The organism is Pseudomonas sp. stari2 (assembly GCF_040760005.1).
Lineage (GTDB): Bacteria > Pseudomonadota > Gammaproteobacteria > Pseudomonadales > Pseudomonadaceae > Aquipseudomonas.
Genome location: NZ_CP099760.1, coordinates 1,497,289 through 1,519,832 on the forward strand (window position 1 = coordinate 1,497,289; position 22,544 = coordinate 1,519,832).

Consider the following 22,544-nt stretch of genomic DNA (forward strand, 5'->3'; position numbering starts at 1 on the left):
GTTTTTTTATGCGTATTGGCCACGGCTATGATGTGCACCGTTTCGCTGAAGGCGATTTCATTACTCTGGGCGGCGTGCGAATCGCACACGGCTTCGGGCTGCTCGCTCACTCCGACGGTGACGTCCTGCTGCATGCCTTGAGCGATGCCTTGCTCGGCGCGGCGGCGCTGGGTGATATCGGCAAGCATTTCCCGGACACCGACCCGCAATTCAAGGGCGCCGACAGTCGTGTGCTGCTGCGTCATGTGGTCAGCCTGATCCACGCCAAAGGCTGGAAGGTCGGCAACGTCGACAACACCATCGTTGCTCAGGCGCCAAAAATGGCCCCCCATATCGAATCGATGCGCGCGCTGATTGCCGCGGATCTGCAAGTAGAACTGGATCAAGTGAACGTGAAAGCCACCACCACCGAGAAGCTCGGTTTCGTCGGTCGCGAAGAGGGCATTGCCGTTCATTCCGTTGCCTTGTTGCTGCGCGCATGAACGAAGTGCAACTGCTCGGCCCGCGGGCCTATGGCGACGCCCTCGGCACCGCGGTACTGAAAGCCATCGCCGAAGATTTCCAGGTCGATGAAGTGCTCGACATCCCGTTCAGCGGTGATGGTGAGCATCTGTGGATCTGGGTGGAAAAGCGCGGTCTGAACACCGAAGAAGCGGCACGACGCATCGCCAAGGCTGCCGGCGTGCCATTGCGCACGGTCAGCTATGCCGGCCTGAAGGATCGTCAGGCGCTGACCCGCCAGTGGTTCAGCGTGCAACTGCCGGGCAAGGCTGATCCGGATCTGTCGGCGGCGGAAAACGATACGCTGAAAATCCTCAAGACCACTCGACACAAGCGCAAGCTGCAACGCGGCGCGCATTCGGCCAACGGTTTCACCTTGCGCCTGACCCAGTTCAACGGCGATAAAGCCGCCATCGACGAGCGTCTGCAGCTGATCGCCAAACAAGGTATCCCGAACTACTTCGGCGCCCAGCGTTTCGGCCATGATGGCGGCAACGTCGTCGATGCCCGTTCGTGGGCGGCGCGCAAGGCACTGCCGGAGCAGCGCAATGTGCGTTCGCGCCTGCTGTCGACTGCGCGCAGTTTTCTGTTCAATCAGGTACTCGCGGCGCGGGTGGCCGATGGCACCTGGCAACGTGCCCAGGTCGGCGATCTGCTGGCGTTCACCGACAGCCGCAGCTTTTTTCCGGCAGGTGTTGCCGAGTGCAGCGACCCGCGTCTGGCGATTCTCGATCTGCACCCGACAGGACCGCAGTGGGGCGAAGGTGACTCACCGGCCGCCGGCGCTGTCCATGATCTGGAGCAGGCAATTGCCGCACGCGAGGCGGATCTGCGCGATTGGTTGATTAATGCCGGTATGAGCCACGAACGTCGTATCCTGCGGCTGCCCATTGGCGGGTTGACGTGGCATTATCCCGAGCCTGACATTCTGCAACTGGAATTCGTCCTCCCGGCCGGATGCTTCGCCACCGTATTGGTGCGCGAACTCGTTGATCTGGTACCGGTGGGGCAGACGGACAGCCCATGCGTATTCTGATTTCTAACGACGATGGGGTGACTGCGCCCGGTCTTGCCGCGCTTTATGCTGCGCTGGCGGATTACACCGAGTGCGTGGCTATCGCCCCGGAACAGGACAAGAGCGGTGCCAGCAGTTCGCTGACACTCGACCGTCCGTTGCATCCGCAATACCTGGACAACGGTTTTATCAGCCTCAATGGCACGCCGACCGACTGCGTCCATCTGGGGCTCAACGGTTTGCTGGAACGCGAGCCGGACATGGTGGTTTCGGGCATCAACCTCGGCGCCAACCTGGGTGATGACGTGCTGTATTCCGGAACGGTGGCAGCCGCCCTCGAGGGCCGCTTTCTTGAGCGCCCGTCGTTTGCCTTCTCGCTGGTTTCGCGGCTGGTCGACAACCTGCCTACGGCGGCCTACTTTGCGCGCAAACTGGTCGAAGCCCACGCCGGGCTCGATCTGCCACCGCGCACGGTGTTGAACGTGAACATTCCTAATCTGCCGATCGATCGCATTCGCGGCATTCAACTGACCCGTCTCGGCCATCGCGCCCGTGCGGCGGCACCGATGAAAGTCGTGGACCCGCGTGGCAAGGCCGGTTACTGGATTGCGGCGGCAGGTGACGCGGAAGACGGCGGGCCGGGTACCGATTTCCATGCGGTAATGCAGGGTTACGTATCCATCACTCCGTTGCAGCTCGATCGCACCTTCAATGATGCCTTCAGAAGTCTCGACGGCTGGCTGGAGGGGCTCAATTAATGGCTCGTGAACAAGACGACAGGCTGCGCAGCGGCATCGGGATGACGTCCCAGCGAACCCGAGAGCGCCTGATCCAGCGTCTATACGAAGAGGGTGTTTCCAACGCCAGCGTGCTGGAAGTGATCCGTCGGACCCCGCGACACCTTTTCGTCGATGAAGCGCTGGCGCACCGTGCCTATGAGGACACCGCACTGCCGATCGGCAACAACCAGACCATTTCCCAGCCTTATATGGTGGCGCGCATGAGCGAGCTGCTGCTCGAGGCGGGACCGCTGGACAAGGTGCTGGAGATCGGCACCGGTTCCGGTTACCAGACGGCGGTGTTGTCGCAACTGGTCGAGCGTGTGTTCTCTGTAGAGCGGATCAAGGTACTGCAGGATCGGGCCAAGGAACGCCTGGTCGAACTCAACTTGCGCAACGTGGTGTTCCGCTGGGGCGATGGCTGGGAAGGCTGGCCGGCGCTGGCGCCGTACAACGGCATCATTGTCACTGCGGTGGCGACCGATGTTCCTCAGGCTTTGCTTGATCAACTGGCACCGGGCGGGCGGATGGTAATCCCGGTCGGCTCGGGTGAAGTCCAGCAATTGATGCTGATCGTGCGCGAAGAAAACGGCTTCTCCCGACACGTGCTCGGGGCTGTTCGTTTCGTGCCATTGCTCAACGGGCCGCTGGCCTGAGCATTTATTTGCTCACGCTGAATTCCTTGCCAGAGCGCCTGTCTTACAGCGGCACCGATTGTTTCAACAGGATTTATCGTCGATGAGCAAACGTGTGCGTCGAGCGATATAGCTTCATTAAAGGTAAACCCTGTTTCGCCCGTTATACTTGCGAAGCTACGTGCCGAAATCGGCATTCCACATTTTTTCAGCCACCACAAAGGGAGCGGCGGGTGAGTCTCACAGTCATTGCGCAGCGTATGGGTAACACGAGCTTTCAGCGCCTGGTGACTGGCCTTGTCTTGAGCACCTTGCTGGTCGGTTGCTCCAGCACCAAATCGAGCAACGTGCGGGTCGTCGATCGCAACAATGCGGTGGCCCAGCGTCCTACAGTGACGACCGGGCAGTATGTAGTCCGTCCGGGCGACACGATGTTTTCCATCGCGTTTCGCTACGGTTGGGACTACAAAGCCCTCGCTGCCCGGAACAATATTCCTACGCCGTATACGATCCACCCGGGTCAGACAATTCGCTTCGACGGGCGTCCTGGTTCAACGTCGACTGCCGAGGTGAGCAACAGCGGATCTGCACCGTCTTCGTCGAGCAAAACCACGATAATCCGGCGCCAGGCGAATGGTACGACGACCACCACAACCACCGGTTCCGGGGCGGCTTCTGCGGCTGTTGTACCGTCCGTCGCCAACAAGCCGGCGCCGGCTCCATTGCCTCCACCGGGCCCGGCCCCGACCGGCTGGGGATGGCCATCTAATGGCATTCTGATTGGTAAATTCTCTTCAAACGGTAGTTTGAATAAAGGAATTGATATCGCCGGAGATTTGGGACAGCCTGTTTTAGCTGCGTCTGATGGGACGGTGGTTTACGCCGGGAGTGGCTTAAGGGGCTACGGCGAATTGGTCATCATCAAACACAGCGAAACCTACGTCAGTGCTTACGGACACAACCGTCGGCTGTTGGTACGGGAGGGGCAGCAGGTCAAGGTCGGACAGACAATTGCCGAAATGGGGTCAACGGGTACAGACCGGGTGAAACTGCATTTTGAGATTCGCCGACAAGGTAAACCTGTGGATCCGCTGCAGTTCCTGCCAAGACGTTGATTTGCAGACCAGCCTGTTCCTTCACGTAGAGGGGACAGGCTCCAGCGTTGCCAAGGATAAAGGCGCCGCTTGAGCTTGGGGTCGAACTCACCAAAGGACTATAACAATGGCTCTCAGTAAAGAAGTGCCGGAGTTTGACATCGACGATGAGGTTCTCCTGATGGAGACCGGCATCGATTCGGATTCGATGTCGAATGATGAAGGGGCTGCTCCACCTTCCGTTCGTGCCAAATCCAAACACTCCGCTTCACTTAAACAACACAAGTACATCGATTACACTCGGGCACTCGATGCCACGCAGCTGTACCTCAACGAAATCGGCTTTTCCCCACTGCTCTCCCCGGAAGAAGAAGTTCATTTTGCGCGCTTGTCGCAAAGTGGCGACCCTGCCGGGCGCAAGCGCATGATTGAAAGTAACCTGCGGCTGGTGGTCAAAATCGCCCGGCGTTACGTCAATCGGGGGCTGTCGCTGCTGGATCTGATCGAAGAGGGCAACCTCGGACTGATCCGCGCGGTGGAAAAGTTCGATCCCGAGCGCGGCTTCCGCTTCTCGACCTACGCGACCTGGTGGATTCGTCAGACCATCGAACGCGCGATCATGAATCAGACCCGGACCATCCGGCTGCCGATCCATGTGGTCAAGGAGCTCAACGTGTACCTGCGGGCTGCACGGGAGCTTACGCAAAAGCTCGATCACGAACCTTCACCCGAAGAAATCGCCAACCTGCTGGAAAAACCGGTGGGCGAGGTCAAGCGCATGCTGGGCCTGAACGAGCGGGTTTCTTCGGTCGACGTCTCGCTGGGTCCGGATTCGGATAAAACCCTGCTGGACACCCTCACGGATGACCGTCCGACCGATCCATGCGAACTGCTGCAGGACGACGATCTGTCGCAGAGCATCGATCAATGGCTGTCGGAGCTGACCGACAAGCAACGCGAGGTGGTGGTCCGCCGCTTCGGCCTGCGCGGTCACGAGAGCAGCACGCTGGAAGATGTAGGCCTGGAGATCGGCCTGACCCGGGAACGGGTGAGACAGATCCAGGTGGAAGGCCTCAAGCGCCTTCGGGAAATCCTCGAGAAAAACGGCCTGTCGAGCGAGTCGCTGTTTCAATAAGCGCCGTGCATGATCGCCCGCAAAAAGCCCCGACTGGTTCGGGGCTTTTTGTTTTCTGCGGCAAAGCGGTTTGCTTCCCCGGGTTTTTAGTCTCGCGTTGTAAGCCCTGGCTTACTCTTTCGTAAGTGTTCGCTATTTTTACACTGCGGCAGACGTCCATTGCGCTTGCTGAAGATGCTCAAGCTATTGATTTATTTAATTATTTTTAAATATTTAGTGCATATGACAGCGTGTTTTAGCCGAGGAGGCCGGTTGCGGCTGTCAGGGAAATCTCTAGTATCTGGGTTGTGTCGACGGACAGACACGCCCTTCATGGAAGAGGGGAATGGACATCGCAGGACGCGATTCATCAGGACGATGAAAAGGAACACAGGGAATAGGGAAAAAATGTGGGCGGGTCAAACCGCCCCTTTTTTTTGCCCGAAGAAAAGCAGAACTCGAAAAAACAAAAAGGCCCGCAGGGGGCCTTTTCTTCAAACGCGGGACAGATCAGCGTTCGAGGTCTTTGATCTTGCCTTTGACGCCATCCCACTCTTCGGCGTCCGGCAGCGATTCTTTCTTCTCGGTGATGTTTGGCCAGATCTCGGCCAGTTCCACGTTCAGTTGAATGAACTCCTGCATTTCTTCCGGAACTTCGTCCTCGGAGAAAATGGCGACGGCCGGGCATTCCGGTTCGCACAGGGCGCAGTCGATGCACTCATCCGGGTGAATCACCAGGAAGTTCGGGCCTTCGTAAAAGCAGTCCACCGGACAGACTTCTACGCAGTCGGTGTACTTGCACTTGATGCAGTTGTCGGTGACGACGAAGGTCATTTCTAATTTTCTCCTCAGGCGGCGGCAGCGTTGCCCCTTCACGGTTGGGGTCGCCAGGTTCGGGAGCGATGTCTGCCAGCCAGGCTATTAGCCAGCAGCATCCCGAACCGCGCGAGATTCTAACAGCTTGAAGCCGTTTGCGTTATATCCGGTTCTTCGGTGCTTAGATCCGGTTCTTAAGTGCATATAACATTTCGAGTGCCCGGCGCGGCGTCATTTCATCGAGATCCAGTTTGGCCAGTTCGTCCAGTACCGGGTGCGGCAGGCTGGCAAACATGTCGCTTTGCTGCGGCGTAGCCGGTTTGCCTTTGGCGGCAGGCTTTGGCGCCTCATGGGGCAGTGCGGTGTCCTCCAGGCGACTCAAATGCTCGCGTGCGCGCACGATCACTTCGCTCGGTACACCGGCCAGTTGTGCTACCGCCAGGCCATAGCTCTGACTGGCCGGCCCCGGCAACACATGGTGCAGGAACACGATGCGTTCGTTGTGCTCGGTAGCGTTGAGATGCACGTTGGCTACCAGAGGCTCGGCTTCCGGCAACACGGTCAGTTCGAAATAGTGCGTTGCAAATAGAGTATAGGCACGCAAATGTGCCAGTCGCTCAGCCGCCGCCCAGGCCAGGGACAAACCGTCAAAGGTGCTGGTGCCGCGGCCGACCTCGTCCATCAGCACCAGACTGCGCTCGGTGGCGTTGTGCAGGATATTGGCGGTTTCGCTCATTTCCACCATGAAGGTCGAGCGCCCGCCGGCCAGGTCGTCGCTGGACCCGATCCGGGTGAAGATTCGGTCTACCAGCGACAGTTCGCAGCTGGCCGCCGGCACGAAGCTGCCGATATGCGCCAGCAACACAATCAGTGCAGTCTGGCGCATATAGGTGGATTTACCGCCCATGTTCGGGCCGGTGATCACCAGCATCCGCGTGTTGTCGTCCAGGCTCAGGTCGTTGGCCACGAAGGGCGTGGTCAGCACCTGCTCGACTACCGGGTGACGACCCTGGGTGATGCGCATGCACGGTTCGCTGACGAAAGTCGGGCAGTTCAGATCCAGATTCAATGCACGCTCGGCAAGGTTGCTCAGCACATCCAGTTCAGCCAGTGCACCAGCAGTGTCCTGCAGCGGCGGCAACTGACTGATCAGATCTTCCAGCAGCGCTTCGTAAAGCATCTTCTCGCGAGCCAGGGCACGGCTCTTGGCCGACAGTGCCTTGTCTTCGAACTCTTTCAGCTCTGGCGTGATGAAGCGCTCGGCGCCCTTGAGGGTCTGACGGCGAATGTAGTCTGCCGGTGCCGATTCCGCCTGCTTGCTCGGCAGCTCGATGAAGTAGCCGTGGATACGGTTGTAGCCGACTTTCAGGTTGGCCAGGCCGGTGCGGGCCTTTTCCCGGGCTTCCAGATCGATCAGGAACTGACCGGCGTTTTCGCTCAGCGATTGCAGTTCGTCGAGCTCGCTGTCGTAACCGGTTTTCAGCACGCCGCCGTCACGGATCACGGCTGGCGGGTTGTCGATAATGGCTTTTTCCAGCAGCGCCGCCAGTTCCGGGTAAGTGCTGGTGGTGGTCGCCAGACGTTGCAGGTGCGGCGCCTCAAGATCGGTCATCGCCGCTTGCAGTTCAGGCAGTGCGCCGAGCGCGTCACGCAGACGGGCGAGGTCACGAGGGCGGGCATTGCGCAGGCCGATCCGCGCCAGAATCCGCTCGATGTCGCCGATTTCCTTGAGCTGCGGTTGCAGGTTTTCAAAGCGGTAGCGGTCGAGCAGGCAAGTGATCGAGCTCTGGCGAGCCAGCAACACGGTCAGGTCGCGCAGCGGGCGATTGAGCCAGCGGGTGAGCAGACGGCTGCCCATGGCGGTCTGGCAACGGTCGACCACCGATTGCAGGGTGTTGTCGCGGCCACCGGCCAGGTTGGTATCGAGTTCGAGGTTACGACGGCTGGCGCCGTCCAGCACCACGGTGTCGTCCAGCCGCTCATGGCGCAGGCTGCGCAGATGGGGCAGGGCGGTGCGTTGGGTTTCCTTGGCATACGCCAGCAGGCAACCGGCGGCACCGATGGCCAGGGTCAGGGTTTCGCAACCAAAGCCTTTCAAATCTTGGGTGGAGAATTGCTGGCAGAGACTCTTAAGCGCCGAATCACGCTCGAAATCCCACGGCGCACGGCGACGAACGCCACGGCGTTTTTCCGCCGGCAGATCCTTCGGCCAGTCATCCGGGATCAACAGCTCGACCGGGTTGACTCGCTCCAGCTCCGCCAGCAGGTTTTCCCAGCCCTTGATCTCAAGCACCGTGAAGTTGCCGCTGGTGATGTCCAGCACCGCCAGACCGAACAGACGCTCGTCACCCAGCACCGCCGCGATCAGGTTGTCGCGGCGCTCATCGAGCAGCGCTTCATCGCTGACCGTGCCCGGGGTGATGATCCGCACCACCTGACGTTCCACCGGTCCTTTGCTGGTGGCCGGGTCGCCGACCTGCTCGCAGATCACCACCGACTCGCCAAGCTTGACCAGTTTCGCCAGGTAGCCTTCCGCCGCGTGGTAAGGAATCCCGCACATCGGAATCGCCTGCCCCGCCGACTGTCCGCGGGCGGTCAGGGTGATGTCCAGCAATTTGGCCGCTTTCTTCGCGTCTTCGTAGAAGATCTCGTAGAAGTCGCCCATGCGGTAGAACATCAGCTGGTCCGGGTGCTGATTCTTCAGGCGCCAGTACTGCTGCATCATTGGGGTGTGGCTGGATACGTCGATATTCAAAGGCTTTGGCTCAGTCTGTCTATTTGACACGGGGCAATTCTCTAATACTACAGGGATTTTTTCGGCATTGTTGGAGGCTCGGCAATGTCAGTTTCACGAAGGCGAAGATAGCGCGCGGTCATTTTTGCGTCGGTGTAGCCGTCAAGCTTCTGGGCGTTGTTTCCTTGCTTGGCTGTGTCGGTCAGCTTCGCGCGCACGTCGTGCAGCGTTGCACCGACGACTCCAGCCGCGTCACAGTTACGCTTGAATGCATCCTTCACCGAGCTGTAATGAACCGGTTTGCCGCCACGCGGTGAGCAGAACAATGTCAGGCCCCGAACGCGACGAGGCAACGCCTTGATCCTGGAGACCAGAGCTTCTAGGTCTGGGCTCATCCAGACGATGAGCCGAGCACCGGTCTTCTGCGGCTTGAACGCAATACATTCCTCACTGATATCCGACAGGTGAATGGACAGCATGTCGCTGATCCGCTGGCCGGTCAGATAGCACATCTCATAGATGACCCGCATGTTCGGGCTCGCCTTGTCACAGATCCTTTCAAACTCAGCATCGGTGATGTACCGATCGCGCCGCTTCTCCGTGTGTCGCCGAATGCGCGTGCACGAACTGGTCTCTGCCGGTTTTTGTCCTTTCCTCCACCTTGCCCAGCGCAACGGTCCTCTTGAGGTGTACAGTCTTCTTTCCCATATCGGTTGCATCCCAACGTACGGCCAAGGCCTCCGAGAGCCGGAGGCCAGTGAAAAATATGACCTCGAACAGAGCGGCGTAGATAAGGCTTGGCCAGTGCTCATGCTGGTACAGCCTGTCGATGATGTTATTGGCCTCTGCGAGGGTGAAGGGGGTCGATTTCCTTCCTTGATCGCTTCGGCAGTTCAATCATCTCGGCAGGTTTTTTGATTAGTAGGCCTTCCCGGGTGGCTGCACCCAGGAGCGTCGCCAGCCTTGTGATCGCGTTGCGTTTGACGTTTGCCGATATCCAGTCGGTGTCAGCGATGGCTCGTCACGGTGCCAGACGCAGCTCCTGGTCAAGAACGGCTTCTTGCCTGTCTCCTCGCCCTCGGTCAGCCATCCAGATGGCCTGGCGGTCAAAGGTCGTGAGCCCGTCCATGGCGCACACGGCCAGGCGCAGGTCGTCGTAGTCAGGGCGCTCGCCGGATTTGGCTGCTTCGATGATTTCGTCGAGAGTTCTCATGGCCGGGCACCAGCGGCCAGGGCCTCAGCCTTCAGCGACGAGTGCGCCACGCCATCCAGCGCGCTGTCCTCGTGGAACTTGTCGGTGTTCTGCCACGGGTGCACATCCTTCAACACCTGGAGCAGCAGCCACCCCTCGGCTTCGGTGAGGTCACGGCCGGTGAACTGCTCGCACGGGCTGATGCTCGACGGGGAGAGCGGGCGAGGCGTACGACTCATTCCGGTAGCTAGTCAGCGATATGAACCTGAGACGGCCACTGACGTTCACTCGGAAAGCCGTCATGCCCAGACATTAGTCACAAATAGTTCATAACGAAGGTCACTTCGCTGTTGGCGGAACCCGCGCTCATTCCCTCATCGTATTGGCCAGCATTACCATTCGGTAGGGTACGAATATACTTGGCATTCAAGGGTATGGAGAAGTTTCCGCCGGCTGTTGAGTACTCGTTGAAGTCATAAATTTTGTCGAGTTGAATGGGGGTCTGATTGTTATCAAGTAATTGCAGTGCGATACCTTTTGCTGTTGAGATTTTGTTTAATTCGATAATGCCGAGTGCGCCGTCCACAGCAGGAGAGTCTGATGTGGCAGATAAGCTATAGCTCACTTTCTGGATTCCGCTCGGGCAGTTATTTAATTTTATATTGACCGCCCTGGGTGGTGTGGTATTTCCGCTTCTTGAAAATACGCTAAGGTTGTGCTCGCCCATTTCAACGGCAATGTTTGGGGTTTCGCATGACTGAAGTGTAATGGCTGAGATATTACTAGTTACCATTGCTAAAGGTCTTAGGTTTGCCGATTCTATTTGTATATACCCTAGGGCTCCGGCTGGTATGGTTGCGCCTGGTGAAATAACTCCAGTTTTAACTATGCGTAGGGCGTTTGTAGTGGTATTGAAACCGTATCCGCCAGGTTCTCTAGGTTTTCCAGCGGCAAATCCCTTATATTCAGTGCCCTGATAAATCCACTGCCACGAAAGCCCCGTATTACCTATTGGGAAATAAGTTGAGGTTGAATCCGTTCCCACGTTGTTTTTAATCCCGCTCGTGAATGTGGTCGTGCAATTGTACGATGCGTCACCATAAAAGGTTATTGCCGGTGATTCGTAAATCACGGTATTGACTGCTGCATCTCTTGGGATGGAAAGCGTTGAAGGTATACTTATATTTATCTGTTTTTGTGAGTGGCCGGTGAAAAACGCGCAAGCTGCAAACGAGAGCGAAGGTGCAGCGATAAAAATACAAGCTGCCAGTAATGTAATAGGTTTAATCATTTACCGAGCCCTCAGCGAATTTCCAGTTGGATTCAGGGTGCTCAGTCGTTAAACGATGGTAAGTCTCGTTTAAATGGGTGCTCTCTGTTTCGCTAGATGTGTTGTTTAAAGAGTCGTGAGTTGGTGAAGTGCATGCAGAAATAGTGAAGAATAAACTCAATAAAATTATATTCCAGCTGCTATAATGCTTACTTGCTTTCTTGTAAGTGTGTCTTGAGTCTCGCATGGTGCACGCCCGATAAATTAATGCACCAAGTTACCCCCAGAATGGCTGCAGGTTTAATCAGACAATTCTGATAGCTACACACGTGCCCAGATGACAGTAAGATCTCTACCTGGAGCGGTTGTTTGCTGAATGGGCTTAGCAACTGATTACCCGTGACACGATGTATCGTGTGTGCCTCGGTCCTGGCTCAACCTTCCATGTGCCGCCCTTCTGCTTGAACGAACAAGCATAGTCCGCCGAGCGGTACTGGCGCGTTTGCGTTTCCTGATGCTGAGTGCTGTATCTATATACAGTATCTCGGTGCGGCATGTACTACCTCCTCGTCCGCCGCCGCGTGAATGGCTAGGCCATCCCCTCTGATCGACTGAAGGAGGTTCAGCCCCTGCGCGCCGACATCCACATCGGCGACCACCACAGCGTGCCGCTTGGCCGGGTGGCCACACAGGCATGGGTATTCAACCCGACTCCTGGGCCTGACATCATTCCTCGGCTGCATGACGCCAAGGTCAACGGCATGGCCCAACCCGGGATGAATATCAATGGATTCGAGGACATTGACGGCGTGCTGTATGTGCAGTCCTGGTGGTGCAGGGCAGAATTTGAAAAGCTGGGAAGGTGACGAGCCAGGACGGATCGTTATCGGCAGAACGCCAGGGTGGGGCGCATAGGCTGCCTAAAACCGCTCGAAAGCTTCTCGGTTTTACTAGGCGAAAGTCGCCCAAACTCGCCAATGCATATTAGACAGGCTCGATGCATAGGCCGTGAACGGTGCGGCCTGAGGTCGATTTTCCACACTACTGCTGAATCATCGGAGTGTGGGAGGACAGGTCGGAGACGGCTTTATTCCTCGGATTGTCAGGTAACTCGTTGGAAGATGTGGGGCAAAAGCGGGGCGGTCTGTCGGACGCAGGCATCGCGGCCGGGTGACATCTATCTGGCGCAAAAAGATCGACTATGCACGATTTATGCAAATCAGCATTTGTCTTCGCGAAAAACTTCAAGCACTATGCGCGTTATGCAAAAACGCAACGTATCCTCCGTCTTAAGAGCACTGCTCGATCAGCACGGGATCTCCCCCACGGAGCTCCACCGTCGCACCGGCGTGCCTCAATCCACTCTCTCGCGGATTCTCAGCGGGAAGATCGTCGATCCTTCGGATAAACACATCTCGAAGATTGCCGAGTACTTCGCCGTGAGCACCGATCAGTTGCGCGGGCGCGCGGATGTTGCGTCGGTCGCCGGCGGCGGGCGCGAGGAGTTGCATTCCGAACTCAAGGACATAAGCCTGTGGGACGATGACACGCCCGTCGATGACGACGAGGTGTCGGTGCCCTTTCTTCGCGAGGTTGAATTGGCTGCTGGATCAGGAAGATTCGTCATCGAAGAGAGCGAACGCTCTAGCTTGCGCTTTGGCAAGCGCAGCCTGCGCCATAACGGCGTGCAGTTCGACCAGGCCAAATGCGTGACCGTACGGGGCAACAGCATGTTGCCGGTGCTGCGCGACGGCGCCACTGTCGGCGTCAATGCGGGCAAGTGCGGGATTGGCGACATCGTCGATGGCGACCTATATGCGATCAACCACAATGGCCAATTGCGGGTGAAGCAGCTCTATCGCCTGCCTACCGGTATCCGCCTGCGCAGCTTCAATCGCGATGAGCATCCGGACGAGGACTACAGCTTTCAGGAAATCCAGGAGGAGCAGATTGTCATCCTTGGTCACGTCTTCTGGTGGGGCATGTACGCCCGATAACGCTCCCTCTCTCAGATAAAACCCGCCCACAGCGGGTTTTTTTTCGCCTGTAGAAAACCGGGCAACCCTTGTTTGGCGGGGCTTCCATGCATCTGCGCAATTCCTGCGCATAAATAAATGCATTTATGCATTGACTGCATATGCATTAATGCATATTCTTGCCACCAAGCCGCTCGACAAAGCGGCTGGCAACAACAGCTCTTTAGTTCCACAAGAACAGGCAGCGATGAACCGGCCTCAACGGTTCAGAGGGTTGGCAACTGACCCGGGTGTGCAGCGTAAAGCACCAGAAGCAGTTATCCGGCGGGCAGGGACCGCGGTCGGAAAAACAATTTGAATGGACTCGTACCGCGCCAGTAGCGCCGAAAAGTCAGCTTCCTTCACGTACACAGGATTGAAGGAAGGCAAAGGAGTGCATTACTGAAAAGCCCGGCGAGTTGCCGGGCTTTTTGGAATGCCTGCCTTGTTCCTCAGCGTCGCTGAAGGCGTGCAGAACTGCGAAACGGCATTTGCTGAAATGAAGAAAGGAAAATATGAATGAACCGATATGTGCTTCTTGAATCCACCGGCACCAACTTCTCTATTGTTACGCAGGTCATTGACACTGAAAGCTACACGGCACCTGCAGTGCCAAACGGATCCAAGGGCTTTTGGCTGTGGGTGCCGGAAAATACAATCGTGCAAGTGGGATGGATAGCCCGCAACGGGGCTACCGGAACGACTTTTACTGCGCCAACTGATGAGGATAAGGTTGTCATTGTTGTCTCCCGCACGAGAATGCTGCTTCTTGCCGCCCTCGATTGGCTCCCGCACCACACATTGCAATACAGAGTGGATATTGGTGTTGCCACCCCCGCAGAGCAAGCCTCGTTACTGGCGTTCAAACAATACGTCATTGCCCTCGATGAAGTGAAAAACCAGACGGGTTATCCGACCGAAATCAACTGGCCGGTCGCGCCCTTCTGATTCGGCGTCCCGCCTCGAAAGTCAACTGAAGGCATTTCAACGTATGCCGGGATACCGGTGAGCGAATAAGGAAGTGAGCAATGAATTTGAAAAAATATGCACGTGTAGTGAATGGCAAAGTCGACAACATTTTCGAAACGGTTAATCCGATCAGCGAAGAGTTTCCCATCGAGCAAGTGTGGGTTGACATCACCGCCACTGCAGTTGGCCAGGTTGACTACGGCCACAACGCGGTCAACACCGACGGTGTTTGGTCTTTCGCTCCTGAGTTCCCTTGGAGCCAGTCGGTATTGGGTGAACAACTGCGTAACGAAAAAACGCGTCGGTTCGACAACCTAATCACTCGTGTGGTGTCCGCGGGGCTACAAAACAAAGTCGATCTGGGCCTGGCGACAACGGCAGAGCAGGCTTATCTGGTGGCTTTCAAGCAGTACTGCGTTGCCTTCACCCAGGTGAACAAGCAGCCAGCCTTTCCCACCACCATTGTCTGGCCAGACCTTCCGTAACCAACACTTCGAATCGTCAGGAGCGCATTGCTGAAAATCCCGACCCCGTGCCGGGATTTTTGGAATGCCTACCTCAAGAGAAATCGTTTGAACCCAACACACACCATTCATCCATCACACCAGGAGGCGTGACATGACAACCGAGCAACAAGCATTGGCAGACATGCCAATCTGGCTGGTCATCCTCCTTGCCGTTGCAGGCGGGGTGTCCGGCGAAATGTGGCGCGCCGACAAGGACGGCGCCCGCGGCTGGCCGTTGCTGCGGCGCCTGGCCCTGCGCTCCGGCGCCTGCATGATCTGCGGCGTTTCGGCGATCATGCTGCTGTACGCCGCCGGCATGTCGATCTGGGCCGCCGGCGCCTTCGGCTGCCTTACCGCAATGGCCGGGGCCGACGTGGCCATCGGTCTGTACGAACGCTGGGCCGCCAAGCGCATCGGCGTCAGCGACGTTACCCCGCGCGACCCGCAATAACCCTTTCACTTTCCTGTCTCGCTGCACACGTGCGGCGGGACTGCGCGTGGACATTCGAAAAGGAGGTCATGTATGCCCACACCGATTTTGCAGCCGTCGCAGCTGTTCACGGCGATGGCGACAGCCTTGCGCAACAACGCCGACCTGAACGTACAAGTCGGCAATCACGACGACTTCACGACCCCCGGCGACAAGGCCTGGGTGCTGATCGACATCGAACGCAATGCACCGGGAGAGCGCGCTGCCAATGGGCGCATTGCCCACGCATTGACGCTGTCCCTTCAGGTTATTCCGGCCATTTCCGCCACCGCGTTTGCCGCGTGTGATCTGATCGCCGCCCTGAAAAACCTGATCACCGACAACCGCTGGGGCCTGCCAGGCGATCAGTGCGATCTGCCGATGAACATCGATGGCTTGCCGTCGCTGGCGATTCGCGCCGATCAGCCCAACAAGGCGTGGACCCTGACATTCAACCAGACCCTCTACCTGGGTCCGACCTTGCTCGACGACCCGCTCGGTACACCGAAATTCGCTCGCACCTGGGAAGTCAGCGACATCGACGACCCCGACCAATACACCTCGCTGGAGGCCTGACCGATGTTCGACGCATTACTGCGAATGCAACTGGGCCCGATCATCGAACGCCTGGCGGAGATGGAAGCGGAGATCGAAGACCTGCACCGACGCGCTGAAAGCTATTGCCGCATTGGCATCTGTCAGGAAGTCGATGCGGCGAGCAACACCTGCAAGGTCAGCCACGGTGGACTGCTCACCCCGGCCATCAAGTTCTTCAACCCGAGTGCCGGTGCGCAAAGCGAGTCGCGGATTCCGAGCGTGGGCGAACAGTGTCTGCTGTTCAACTACGGCAGTGGCGAAAGCGGTGCGCAAAGCGTGGCGTTGTTCGGTCTGAACAGTGACCGCTTTCCACCCGCTGCCACCATCCCCACGTTGACGCGGCGGGTGCATGTCGATGGCAGCGAAAGTGGCTACGACGATGCCTCTCACACGCTGCACTGGCAAAACGGTCCTGCAGCTTTCAGCGGCTCTCGCGAAGCGCTTGAACTGAGCATCGGCCCTGCGCGGCTGGCGATGACGCCGCAAGCGATCAACCTGCAACTGGGCGCCGTCGGCGTGACGATCGACGCCTCGGGCGTTCACTTCAGCGGCCCGCTGGTGGATCACCAGGGTCGCGTCATCAGCCCCTGAATCAAGAGCCTCCCATGATCGGAATCGATAGAGACACCGGGGCCACGGTCGACGACTGGCTGCAATTCGTGCAGCGCGCGACCCGGGCCCTGACCACGCCGTTGGGCACACGGCAGAAGCGGCCCTTGTACGGGTCGCTGATCCCCACGTTGCTGGGACAGAACCTCGGTGACGACGTTCTGCTTCTGGCGCAAAGCCACGCCGCGCAAGCGTTCTACAACACACAGAACGGTATCGGCGACTTCCAGCCGCAAGTGATCGTCGCCAGCCGTCAGGGCGCCGGGTTGTTGCTGCGGTTTGCCGGCACCTGGAAAAACCGCCAACAGACTTTCGAGGTCGTGACATGAGCATGTTGATCCCTGGCCAGAACCAGTTGGCCGAACCTTCACTGATCAAGGTCGAGGCCTTCGAGGATCTGCTCGCCGAGTTCAAGACCTTCGTCCTCGAGTACGTCGGCAGCCGTTCGCCGGACAGCGCGGCAAAACTCAAGACCAGCCTGGAAAACGAAAGCGAACTGCTGACCATGGCGCTGGAAGCTTTCTGCGTTCGCTTGCAAACCCACGAACGCAAATACAACGCCCGCATCAAGCAGATGCTGGCGTGGTGGGCGACCGGCAGCAACCTCGATGCGCGGCTGGCGGACATGGGCCTGGAGCGACAGCTGCTCGACCCGGGCGACCCGGCAGCATTCCCGCCGGTGCCAGCGATTTACGAGAGCGACGATGACGCCCGGTTGCGCTATTACCTGGCGCCCCATGCCCCGGCGGCGGGTTCGCGGATGCAATACCGCCGCGAGGTGTTCACCCTCGGCGAACGGCCGGCGGTGAAAGTCGAATCCACCGATGCCGGTGTGGTGAACGTCACCTACACCTTCGCCCCGGACGGCCTCGCCGCGCAGGTCAAGGATGGCAATGGTCGTCGCACGGCCCCCGGTGAAGTGCAGGTGACGGTGCTCTCGCGGGACGCCGACGGCACACCGTCCGCCGCATTGCTCGACGGCGTGCGCCAACACTTTGCACGGCCCGATGTCTGCCCGGAAACCGACAAGGTCACGATCAAGGGCGCCGAGATTCAGCGCTACAAGATCCGCGTCGTGGCGAAGATCAATTCCGGCCCGGATTCGGGCTTGACCAAAGTCGCCGCCGAGCAACATCTGCAAGCCTACGCCGACAGTTGCCATCGTCTGGAAGGCCGGGTTGATCCGAGCTGGATCGACTACACGCTGCACAGCGCCGGTGCCGTGCAATTACAGATTCTTGAACCGCTGACACCCATCGTGTGCACCGCGTTTCAAGCGCCGTACTGCACGGCGGTCGAAGTCGAGGTGCAGACGCTATGACGGACCAGACACCTCGTCCTACCCTGCTGCCGGCCAACAGCTCGGCGCTGGAACGGGCGCTCGATATCGGCTTCGGCACCTTGCTTGACCGCATTGCGCCGCCGTTTCCCGAACTGATGAATCCGGCTTCAACTCCCGTCGCGTTTCTGCCGTATCTGGCCGCGGATCGTGGCGTGGCCGAATGGAGCACCGATGCGCCGGAAGCGGAAAAACGCCTGACCGTCGAACTGGCCTGGCCCACCGCGCGCCAGGCCGGCACTCGCAAGGCTCTGGAAAACGCCGCCAAGGGCTTGCAACTGAGGCCTGAAGTCCGCGCCTGGTATGAACAGACTCCGTCGGGCGCGCCTTACAGCTTCTCCGTGCGAGCCTTCACCGAACAACCCTACAGCGAAGAAATCGACGCCCGTCTCGACCGACGCCTGGCCGATGCCAAGAGCGAACGGGACGTGCTGTCGGTGTCGGTCGGCCTCAGCGCCTTTGGCTCTCATGTGATTGGCGTCGCGACCTTCTGCGGCGAGCTGACCACGGTCTATCCGGTGTTCCTCGAAGGCCTTGAAACCTCCGGTGAAGCCTTCATGGCGGCCGGTCTCTACACCGTCGAAACATCCACTATTTATCCTCAGGGGGCCTGAATGGCTGACTATTACACCCTGCTCACCAACGCAGGGATTGCCTACGAAACCGCCTGCAAGGCAGCGGGCGTGCCGATCAAGCTGACGCAGATTTCCGTCGGCGACGGCGGCGGCGCGGTCTACAACCCGGCCGCGACGGCTACCGCGCTGAAACGCGAAGTCTGGCGTGGACCGCTCAACGCACTGTTCCAGGACGAGAAAAATCCGAGCTGGCTGCTTGCCGAAGTGACCATTCCGCCGGATGTCGGCGGCTGGTACGTGCGTGAAGCGGGGCTGTGGACCGACACCGGCATTCTCTACGCGATCGTCAAATACCCGGAGTCGTTCAAACCGGTGCTGGCCACCTCCGGCTCGGGCAAAGAGTTCTACATCCGCTCGATTTTCGAGACCAGCAATGCCTCGCTGGTGACGCTGCTGATCGACGACACCGTGGTCAAGGCCACTCGTGCGTGGGTCATGAGTTACCTCGCCGAAGAACTCGGCAAACTCGATGGCAAACAATCGGTGCGCGTCGCCGCCACCGCCAACGTGGTGTTGAACGGTGCGCAGCAGATCGACGGTGTGGCGGTGATCGCCGGTGACCGCGTGTTGCTGCCGAACCAGACCCTGGCCAAGGACAACGGTCTGTGGATTGTCGCCAACGGTGACTGGGTTCGGGCCAACGATGCCAACGTCAGCGCCAAGGTCACACCGGGCCTGACGGTGATGGTGGAAGAGGGCACGCTCAACGGTGATTCGCTGTGGCACCTGACCACCAACGCGCCGATCACTCTCGGCACTACCGCGCTGACCTTCAAGATGCTGGCCGGGCGCACCGGGATTGCTGCCGGTACCTACAAAAGTCTGAGCGTCGACGAATACGGCCGCGCGACAGCCGGCTCGAATCCCGACACGCTGGCCGGTTTCGGCATCAAGGATTCGTACACCAAGGCTGAAGTCGAGGCGCTGATTGCCAAGGCTTCTGCGTTGCCGGTGGGATCGATTGTGGCGTTCCCTGTCGATACACCGCCACCGGGTTTTCTGGAGCTGGACAACAGCGTCAAGAGCAGCGCGACCTACCCTGACTTGAGCGCCTATCTGGGTGGCAAGTTCAACAAGGGGGATGAGGGTGTCGGGAATTTCCGGTTGCCTGAGGCGCGTGGGGAATTCTTGCGGGGTTGGGATCATGGGCGTGGGGTGGATGCCGGGCGTGGCATTGGCAGTTGGCAGGCTGATGACAACAAGGCACATACGCATACAGCCGTTGGTACGATTTACTCGTATGGTCATTTGGCGGCTGGTCCAGGGCGTGACTTTCAGAGTTCCAATGTCACTACTTCCTCGGCGGGCGGTTCAGAGGCGCGTCCGCGCAACATCGCTGTCATGTGGTGCATCAAAGCCTGGAGCGCCCAGGTCAATCAGGGAAACATCGACGTTGCCGCGTTGGCCGTTCTGGCGCAGCAAGCCACCGAACTCAATCAGGGCACTGTGAAGACCGCCACTCAGGCCCAGACAGACGCTGGCAACGACGATCAAACGATCGTCACGCCGAAGAAACTGCGGTGGGGATTCTCGGCGCTCAAGGCGGCAAACGGATATCTGATATTGCCGAGCTGGCTGGGCGGTTTGGTCATTCAATGGGGAACCACGGGAGCCATTGCGGCCGGTGCCCAAATGACAGTGACCTATCCGATTGCGTTCCCGAACGTTTCTGTCATGACATTGGTCGGCAACAGCAGCTCGATCGGCTCTGTCAGTATCACGTCTACCCTCTGCGTCATGTATGGAGGCGCAACGAAATTCGCGGTTTCAGCTCTCGGCAGCAGTGGCCAGCCAAATGGCCCGTGGATTTCGATAGGCTGGTAATCAGGAGAACAGTTTATGTCACTTTTTTATGCCGCCTCCACTGGCGGTTTCTACGATGACACCGTTCACGGTGTCATTCCGCAGGACGCAGTGAAGATCACTGCGCCGATGCGTTCGCAACTGCTCGCCGGCCAAGCGCAGTCACAGGTGATCGTTGCGGATGCGGACGGAAACCCTGTGCTCAAACGGCCGGAGATGGATGCCGAAGCGAAGGCCAACCGCGAGCGCCTTTGGCGCGACGGCGAAATCGACAGCGTCAAATGGCTGCGCGAGCGTCATCGCGATGAACTCGAAATGTCCAGCCAGACGACATTGACCGTCGATCAGTATCAAGCGCTGCTGGCTTATCTAAAGAGCCTGCGCGACTGGCCGCAGTCAGAGCGTTTTCCCGACGAACAGGCTCGCCCCAAACAACCTGACTGGATTGCGTTGCAGACCCATTGAGCGCCCCGCACCCCGGGGCGTTTTCTTTCCCCCCTAAAAAACTCAACACCCGCCAAGCCCCTCCCAACGAGGGGCTTTCCCGTTTATGGAGAAACGAAAAATGGCAACCCGCCAAACCTACACCGTGCTCGTTCCATTCCCCACCGGCGGTGGGCACTGGTCGAGTGTCGGCCAGGAACTCGATCTGCTCGACGTCGAAGCCAGCGCATTGCACAGCGCCGGTCGACTGGAGTTGAAAACACCTACCACCAAGGCCGTGAAGGCCGCTGCCAAGAAGGCTGACTGACTATGGCTGAGGTTCTGAACTTCGAGCACAACGGCATTACTGTCAATGCCACCGAATCTCCCGAGGCCATGGGTGGCCTGGGTGACAACGTCATCGGTCTGGTCGGCACTGCGCCGAAAGCCGATCCGCTGATTCCGCGTAACGCACCGTTTCGCATCAACAGCTTCACCACCCACGCGCTGCTCGATCCGACCGGCTCGGAAGAGGGCACCCTGTACCACGCGGTTTACCAGATCCTCAAAGTGGTCAAGGTGCCGGTCTACGTGGTGATCGTCGAAGCGGGCGCGACCCCGGCTGACACCGTCAACGCGGTGATCGGCGGTGTCGAACCGGCCACCGGCCGCAAGCTCGGTCTGGCTGCGCTGGGCAGCGTTCCGGAAGACCTGACCATCATCGGCGCGCCAGGCTTCACCGGCACCAAGGCAGTGGCCAGCGAGTTCGCCTCGTTCGGCAAGCGCATCAAGGCCCGCGTGGTGCTGGACGGCAAGGACGCTTCGGTCGCTGACCAAGTGCTGTACAGCCAGGAACTGGGCGGCGCGGATCTGGGTTTCGACCGTTGCCTGGTGGTGCACAACATGCCCGCCGTGTACTCGAAAGCGGCGAAGAAAAACGTCTTCCTCGCGCCATCCAGTCTGGCAATCGCCGCGCTGGCCAAGGTCAAGCAATGGGAAAGCCCGGGCAACCAGGTGACCTACGCCGAAGACGTGTCCCGGGTCGTTGAATACAACATCCTCGACACCTCCACCGAAGGCGATCTGCTCAACCGCTACGGCGTCAGCTATTACGCCCGCACCGTGCTGGGCGGCTTCTCGCTGCTGGGCAACCGCTCGATCACCGGCAAGTTCATCAGCTACGTCGGTCTGGAAGATGCCATTAGCCGCAAGCTGGTGAAGGCCGGCCAGAAAGCCATGGCCAAGAACCTGACCAAGTCGTTCATGGATCAGGAAGTCAAACGCATCAACGACTGGCTGCAGACTCTGGTCGCCGACGAAACCATTCCTGGCGGCAGCGTTTATCTGCACCCGGAACTCAACAGCGTCGAGAAGTACAAGAACGGCACCTGGTACGTGGTCATCGACTACGGCCGCTACGCGCCGAACGAACACATGGTTTATCAACTCAACGCCCGCGATGAAATCATCGAGCAGTTCCTGGAGGACGTTCTCTAATGTTTACCAACCGCGTAAGACAGGCCATCGCGGCCACCCTGCAAGGCCTGCCGCTGTCGGCGACCGTGGAGGAATTCACTCCGCCGAAGATCGACTTCGACATGGAAAGCATGACGGGCGGGCGCTTCATCGTTGAGGAAATGGCCAAGAGTGCGAAGGCGCTGAATGCCACACTCAAGCTGCAAGGCACCGGCGCTGAAGTGTTGCTGGCGATGGGCGTGAAACTGGGCGACGACATTCTGCTGAACGTGCGTGAAGCCGGTCAGGATCAGGACGGCAACACCTGGTTCACCTATCACACCGTCGGCGGCAAGCTGAAATCTCTGGCTGAAGATGCCTTGAAAATGGGCAGTAAAGCCATAACCACGCTGGAACTCTCCTGCCGCACCTATAACCGTCTGGAAAATGGCATCCCGGTGATCGACATCGACGTGCGTACCCAGAAGTTCGTGCTCAACGGCGTCGACATCCTCGGCGATGCCCGTCGTGCGGTGCTGATGCCGTAAGGCTTCTGGCAGACCGTGCACAAACC

General features: G+C 58.7%; 27 protein-coding genes and 1 pseudogene. 21 read left to right on the forward strand and 7 right to left on the reverse strand.

The window, feature by feature from the left end:
- Positions 1-8: 8 nt before the first annotated feature.
- The 6 genes from ispF (at position 9) to rpoS (ending at position 5,159) form a co-directional block, all read left to right on the forward strand.
- On the forward strand, positions 9-482 hold the full coding sequence (gene ispF, locus NH234_RS06655) for a 2-C-methyl-D-erythritol 2,4-cyclodiphosphate synthase (RefSeq protein ID WP_007954821.1): 474 nt from the start codon (positions 9-11) through the stop codon (positions 480-482).
- Entirely contained in the window at positions 479-1,537 is a 1,059-nt protein-coding gene (truD, locus tag NH234_RS06660; RefSeq protein WP_367256039.1) for a tRNA pseudouridine(13) synthase TruD, read from the forward strand. Before ispF ends, truD begins: the two co-directional genes overlap by 4 nt.
- The gene (gene surE, locus NH234_RS06665) at positions 1,525-2,274 is read left to right on the forward strand and encodes a 5'/3'-nucleotidase SurE (RefSeq protein WP_367256040.1); all 750 of its coding nucleotides are present in this window, start codon (positions 1,525-1,527) and stop codon (positions 2,272-2,274) included. Before truD ends, surE begins: the two co-directional genes overlap by 13 nt.
- Before the next feature lie 41 nt (positions 2,275-2,315).
- Complete coding sequence (locus tag NH234_RS06670) at positions 2,316-2,951, forward strand: protein-L-isoaspartate(D-aspartate) O-methyltransferase (RefSeq protein WP_170844894.1); 636 nt, start codon at positions 2,316-2,318, stop codon at positions 2,949-2,951.
- Between the two features lie 212 nt (positions 2,952-3,163).
- Entirely contained in the window at positions 3,164-4,045 is an 882-nt protein-coding gene (locus tag NH234_RS06675; protein WP_367256042.1) for a peptidoglycan DD-metalloendopeptidase family protein, read from the forward strand.
- A 106-nt stretch (positions 4,046-4,151) separates the two neighbouring features.
- Entirely contained in the window at positions 4,152-5,159 is a 1,008-nt protein-coding gene (gene rpoS / locus NH234_RS06680) for an RNA polymerase sigma factor RpoS (protein WP_007954831.1), read from the forward strand.
- 489 nt (positions 5,160-5,648) lie between these two features.
- On the opposite strand, the gene fdxA is transcribed toward rpoS, so the two are convergent.
- From fdxA to NH234_RS06715, 7 genes and pseudogenes are all read right to left on the reverse strand, one after another.
- Complete coding sequence (fdxA, locus tag NH234_RS06685) at positions 5,649-5,972, reverse strand: ferredoxin FdxA (RefSeq protein ID WP_007908827.1); 324 nt, start codon at positions 5,970-5,972, stop codon at positions 5,649-5,651.
- A 163-nt stretch (positions 5,973-6,135) separates the two neighbouring features.
- Positions 6,136-8,679 carry a DNA mismatch repair protein MutS gene (gene mutS / locus NH234_RS06690; protein ID WP_367257131.1) on the reverse strand — a complete coding sequence of 848 codons (2,544 nt, stop codon included), beginning with the start codon at positions 8,677-8,679 and terminating at the stop codon, positions 6,136-6,138.
- Positions 8,680-8,756: 77 nt separating this feature from the next.
- On the reverse strand, positions 8,757-9,407 hold the full coding sequence (locus tag NH234_RS06695; protein ID WP_367256045.1) for a tyrosine-type recombinase/integrase: 651 nt from the start codon (positions 9,405-9,407) through the stop codon (positions 8,757-8,759).
- Positions 9,310-9,703: pseudogene (locus tag NH234_RS06700) on the reverse strand (hypothetical protein); the annotation flags it as partial. The pseudogene NH234_RS06700 and the gene NH234_RS06695, both read right to left, overlap by 98 nt.
- 6 nt (positions 9,704-9,709) lie before the next feature.
- On the reverse strand, positions 9,710-9,901 hold the full coding sequence (locus NH234_RS06705) for a hypothetical protein (RefSeq protein ID WP_367256047.1): 192 nt from the start codon (positions 9,899-9,901) through the stop codon (positions 9,710-9,712).
- A complete protein-coding gene (locus NH234_RS06710) occupies positions 9,898-10,119 on the reverse strand; it encodes a hypothetical protein (RefSeq protein ID WP_367256049.1) in 222 nt (73 codons plus the stop codon). The genes NH234_RS06705 and NH234_RS06710 overlap by 4 nt, the downstream gene beginning before the upstream one ends.
- Before the next feature lie 77 nt (positions 10,120-10,196).
- Entirely contained in the window at positions 10,197-11,171 is a 975-nt protein-coding gene (locus tag NH234_RS06715) for a fimbrial protein (RefSeq protein ID WP_367256051.1), read from the reverse strand.
- Positions 11,172-11,746: 575 nt separating this feature from the next.
- On the opposite strand from NH234_RS06715, the gene NH234_RS06720 reads away from it, so the two are divergent.
- The 15 genes from NH234_RS06720 (at position 11,747) to NH234_RS06790 (ending at position 22,518) form a co-directional block, all read left to right on the forward strand.
- Positions 11,747-12,016, forward strand: coding sequence for a hypothetical protein (locus tag NH234_RS06720; protein WP_367257132.1), 270 nt, complete (start codon positions 11,747-11,749; stop codon positions 12,014-12,016).
- 396 nt (positions 12,017-12,412) lie between these two features.
- A complete protein-coding gene (locus tag NH234_RS06725; RefSeq protein WP_367256053.1) occupies positions 12,413-13,147 on the forward strand; it encodes a helix-turn-helix transcriptional regulator in 735 nt (244 codons plus the stop codon).
- Positions 13,148-13,684: 537 nt separating this feature from the next.
- Positions 13,685-14,113, forward strand: coding sequence for a tail fiber assembly protein (locus NH234_RS06730; protein WP_367256055.1), 429 nt, complete (start codon positions 13,685-13,687; stop codon positions 14,111-14,113).
- 80 nt (positions 14,114-14,193) lie between these two features.
- Complete coding sequence (locus tag NH234_RS06735) at positions 14,194-14,619, forward strand: tail fiber assembly protein (RefSeq protein WP_256575877.1); 426 nt, start codon at positions 14,194-14,196, stop codon at positions 14,617-14,619.
- A 133-nt stretch (positions 14,620-14,752) separates the two neighbouring features.
- Positions 14,753-15,091 (forward strand): phage holin family protein, encoded by a 339-nt coding sequence (locus tag NH234_RS06740; protein WP_085729828.1) that lies wholly within the window; start codon positions 14,753-14,755, stop codon positions 15,089-15,091.
- Between the two features lie 72 nt (positions 15,092-15,163).
- Entirely contained in the window at positions 15,164-15,685 is a 522-nt protein-coding gene (locus tag NH234_RS06745) for a hypothetical protein (protein WP_367256058.1), read from the forward strand.
- Positions 15,686-15,688: 3 nt separating this feature from the next.
- Positions 15,689-16,297: a phage baseplate assembly protein V gene (locus NH234_RS06750; protein WP_367256060.1), complete on the forward strand. Its 609-nt coding sequence runs from the start codon at positions 15,689-15,691 to the stop codon at positions 16,295-16,297.
- 14 nt (positions 16,298-16,311) lie between these two features.
- On the forward strand, positions 16,312-16,644 hold the full coding sequence (locus NH234_RS06755) for a phage baseplate protein (RefSeq protein WP_085729831.1): 333 nt from the start codon (positions 16,312-16,314) through the stop codon (positions 16,642-16,644).
- On the forward strand, positions 16,641-17,636 hold the full coding sequence (locus NH234_RS06760) for a baseplate J/gp47 family protein (RefSeq protein WP_367256062.1): 996 nt from the start codon (positions 16,641-16,643) through the stop codon (positions 17,634-17,636). Before NH234_RS06755 ends, NH234_RS06760 begins: the two co-directional genes overlap by 4 nt.
- On the forward strand, positions 17,633-18,268 hold the full coding sequence (locus NH234_RS06765) for a phage tail protein I (protein ID WP_367256064.1): 636 nt from the start codon (positions 17,633-17,635) through the stop codon (positions 18,266-18,268). Before NH234_RS06760 ends, NH234_RS06765 begins: the two co-directional genes overlap by 4 nt.
- Positions 18,269-20,113 (forward strand): phage tail protein, encoded by a 1,845-nt coding sequence (locus tag NH234_RS06770; RefSeq protein ID WP_367256066.1) that lies wholly within the window; start codon positions 18,269-18,271, stop codon positions 20,111-20,113.
- Between the two features lie 15 nt (positions 20,114-20,128).
- Entirely contained in the window at positions 20,129-20,557 is a 429-nt protein-coding gene (locus tag NH234_RS06775; protein ID WP_085729835.1) for a phage tail assembly chaperone, read from the forward strand.
- A gap of 100 nt (positions 20,558-20,657) precedes the next feature.
- Positions 20,658-20,843, forward strand: coding sequence for a hypothetical protein (locus NH234_RS06780; protein ID WP_039771239.1), 186 nt, complete (start codon positions 20,658-20,660; stop codon positions 20,841-20,843).
- A gap of 2 nt (positions 20,844-20,845) precedes the next feature.
- Positions 20,846-22,012, forward strand: a complete 1,167-nt coding sequence (locus tag NH234_RS06785) for a phage tail protein (RefSeq protein ID WP_221732477.1) — start codon at positions 20,846-20,848, stop codon at positions 22,010-22,012.
- Positions 22,012-22,518: a phage major tail tube protein gene (locus tag NH234_RS06790; RefSeq protein ID WP_103520481.1), complete on the forward strand. Its 507-nt coding sequence runs from the start codon at positions 22,012-22,014 to the stop codon at positions 22,516-22,518. The genes NH234_RS06785 and NH234_RS06790 overlap by 1 nt, the downstream gene beginning before the upstream one ends.
- Positions 22,519-22,544: the final 26 nt, after the last annotated feature.

Excerpts from the sequence above, each read along its gene's own strand:
- ispF (WP_007954821.1), top strand. The coding sequence starts at position 9 with ATGCGTATTGGCCACGGCTATGATGTGCACCGTTTCGCTGAAGGCGAT.
- truD (WP_367256039.1), top strand. The coding sequence starts at position 479 with ATGAACGAAGTGCAACTGCTCGGCCCGCGGGCCTATGGCGACGCCCTC.
- surE (WP_367256040.1), top strand. The coding sequence starts at position 1,525 with ATGCGTATTCTGATTTCTAACGACGATGGGGTGACTGCGCCCGGTCTT.
- NH234_RS06670 (WP_170844894.1), top strand. The coding sequence starts at position 2,316 with ATGACGTCCCAGCGAACCCGAGAGCGCCTGATCCAGCGTCTATACGAA.
- rpoS (WP_007954831.1), top strand. The coding sequence starts at position 4,152 with ATGGCTCTCAGTAAAGAAGTGCCGGAGTTTGACATCGACGATGAGGTT.
- fdxA (WP_007908827.1), bottom strand. The coding sequence starts at position 5,972 with ATGACCTTCGTCGTCACCGACAACTGCATCAAGTGCAAGTACACCGAC.
- mutS (WP_367257131.1), bottom strand. The coding sequence starts at position 8,679 with ATGATGCAGCAGTACTGGCGCCTGAAGAATCAGCACCCGGACCAGCTG.
- NH234_RS06695 (WP_367256045.1), bottom strand. The coding sequence starts at position 9,407 with ATGCAACCGATATGGGAAAGAAGACTGTACACCTCAAGAGGACCGTTG.
- NH234_RS06705 (WP_367256047.1), bottom strand. The coding sequence starts at position 9,901 with ATGAGAACTCTCGACGAAATCATCGAAGCAGCCAAATCCGGCGAGCGC.
- NH234_RS06710 (WP_367256049.1), bottom strand. The coding sequence starts at position 10,119 with ATGAGTCGTACGCCTCGCCCGCTCTCCCCGTCGAGCATCAGCCCGTGC.
- NH234_RS06715 (WP_367256051.1), bottom strand. The coding sequence starts at position 11,171 with ATGATTAAACCTATTACATTACTGGCAGCTTGTATTTTTATCGCTGCA.
- NH234_RS06725 (WP_367256053.1), top strand. The coding sequence starts at position 12,413 with ATGCAAAAACGCAACGTATCCTCCGTCTTAAGAGCACTGCTCGATCAG.
- NH234_RS06730 (WP_367256055.1), top strand. The coding sequence starts at position 13,685 with ATGAACCGATATGTGCTTCTTGAATCCACCGGCACCAACTTCTCTATT.
- NH234_RS06735 (WP_256575877.1), top strand. The coding sequence starts at position 14,194 with ATGAATTTGAAAAAATATGCACGTGTAGTGAATGGCAAAGTCGACAAC.
- NH234_RS06740 (WP_085729828.1), top strand. The coding sequence starts at position 14,753 with ATGACAACCGAGCAACAAGCATTGGCAGACATGCCAATCTGGCTGGTC.
- NH234_RS06745 (WP_367256058.1), top strand. The coding sequence starts at position 15,164 with ATGCCCACACCGATTTTGCAGCCGTCGCAGCTGTTCACGGCGATGGCG.
- NH234_RS06750 (WP_367256060.1), top strand. The coding sequence starts at position 15,689 with ATGTTCGACGCATTACTGCGAATGCAACTGGGCCCGATCATCGAACGC.
- NH234_RS06755 (WP_085729831.1), top strand. The coding sequence starts at position 16,312 with ATGATCGGAATCGATAGAGACACCGGGGCCACGGTCGACGACTGGCTG.
- NH234_RS06760 (WP_367256062.1), top strand. The coding sequence starts at position 16,641 with ATGAGCATGTTGATCCCTGGCCAGAACCAGTTGGCCGAACCTTCACTG.
- NH234_RS06765 (WP_367256064.1), top strand. The coding sequence starts at position 17,633 with ATGACGGACCAGACACCTCGTCCTACCCTGCTGCCGGCCAACAGCTCG.
- NH234_RS06770 (WP_367256066.1), top strand. The coding sequence starts at position 18,269 with ATGGCTGACTATTACACCCTGCTCACCAACGCAGGGATTGCCTACGAA.
- NH234_RS06775 (WP_085729835.1), top strand. The coding sequence starts at position 20,129 with ATGTCACTTTTTTATGCCGCCTCCACTGGCGGTTTCTACGATGACACC.
- NH234_RS06780 (WP_039771239.1), top strand. The coding sequence starts at position 20,658 with ATGGCAACCCGCCAAACCTACACCGTGCTCGTTCCATTCCCCACCGGC.
- NH234_RS06785 (WP_221732477.1), top strand. The coding sequence starts at position 20,846 with ATGGCTGAGGTTCTGAACTTCGAGCACAACGGCATTACTGTCAATGCC.
- NH234_RS06790 (WP_103520481.1), top strand. The coding sequence starts at position 22,012 with ATGTTTACCAACCGCGTAAGACAGGCCATCGCGGCCACCCTGCAAGGC.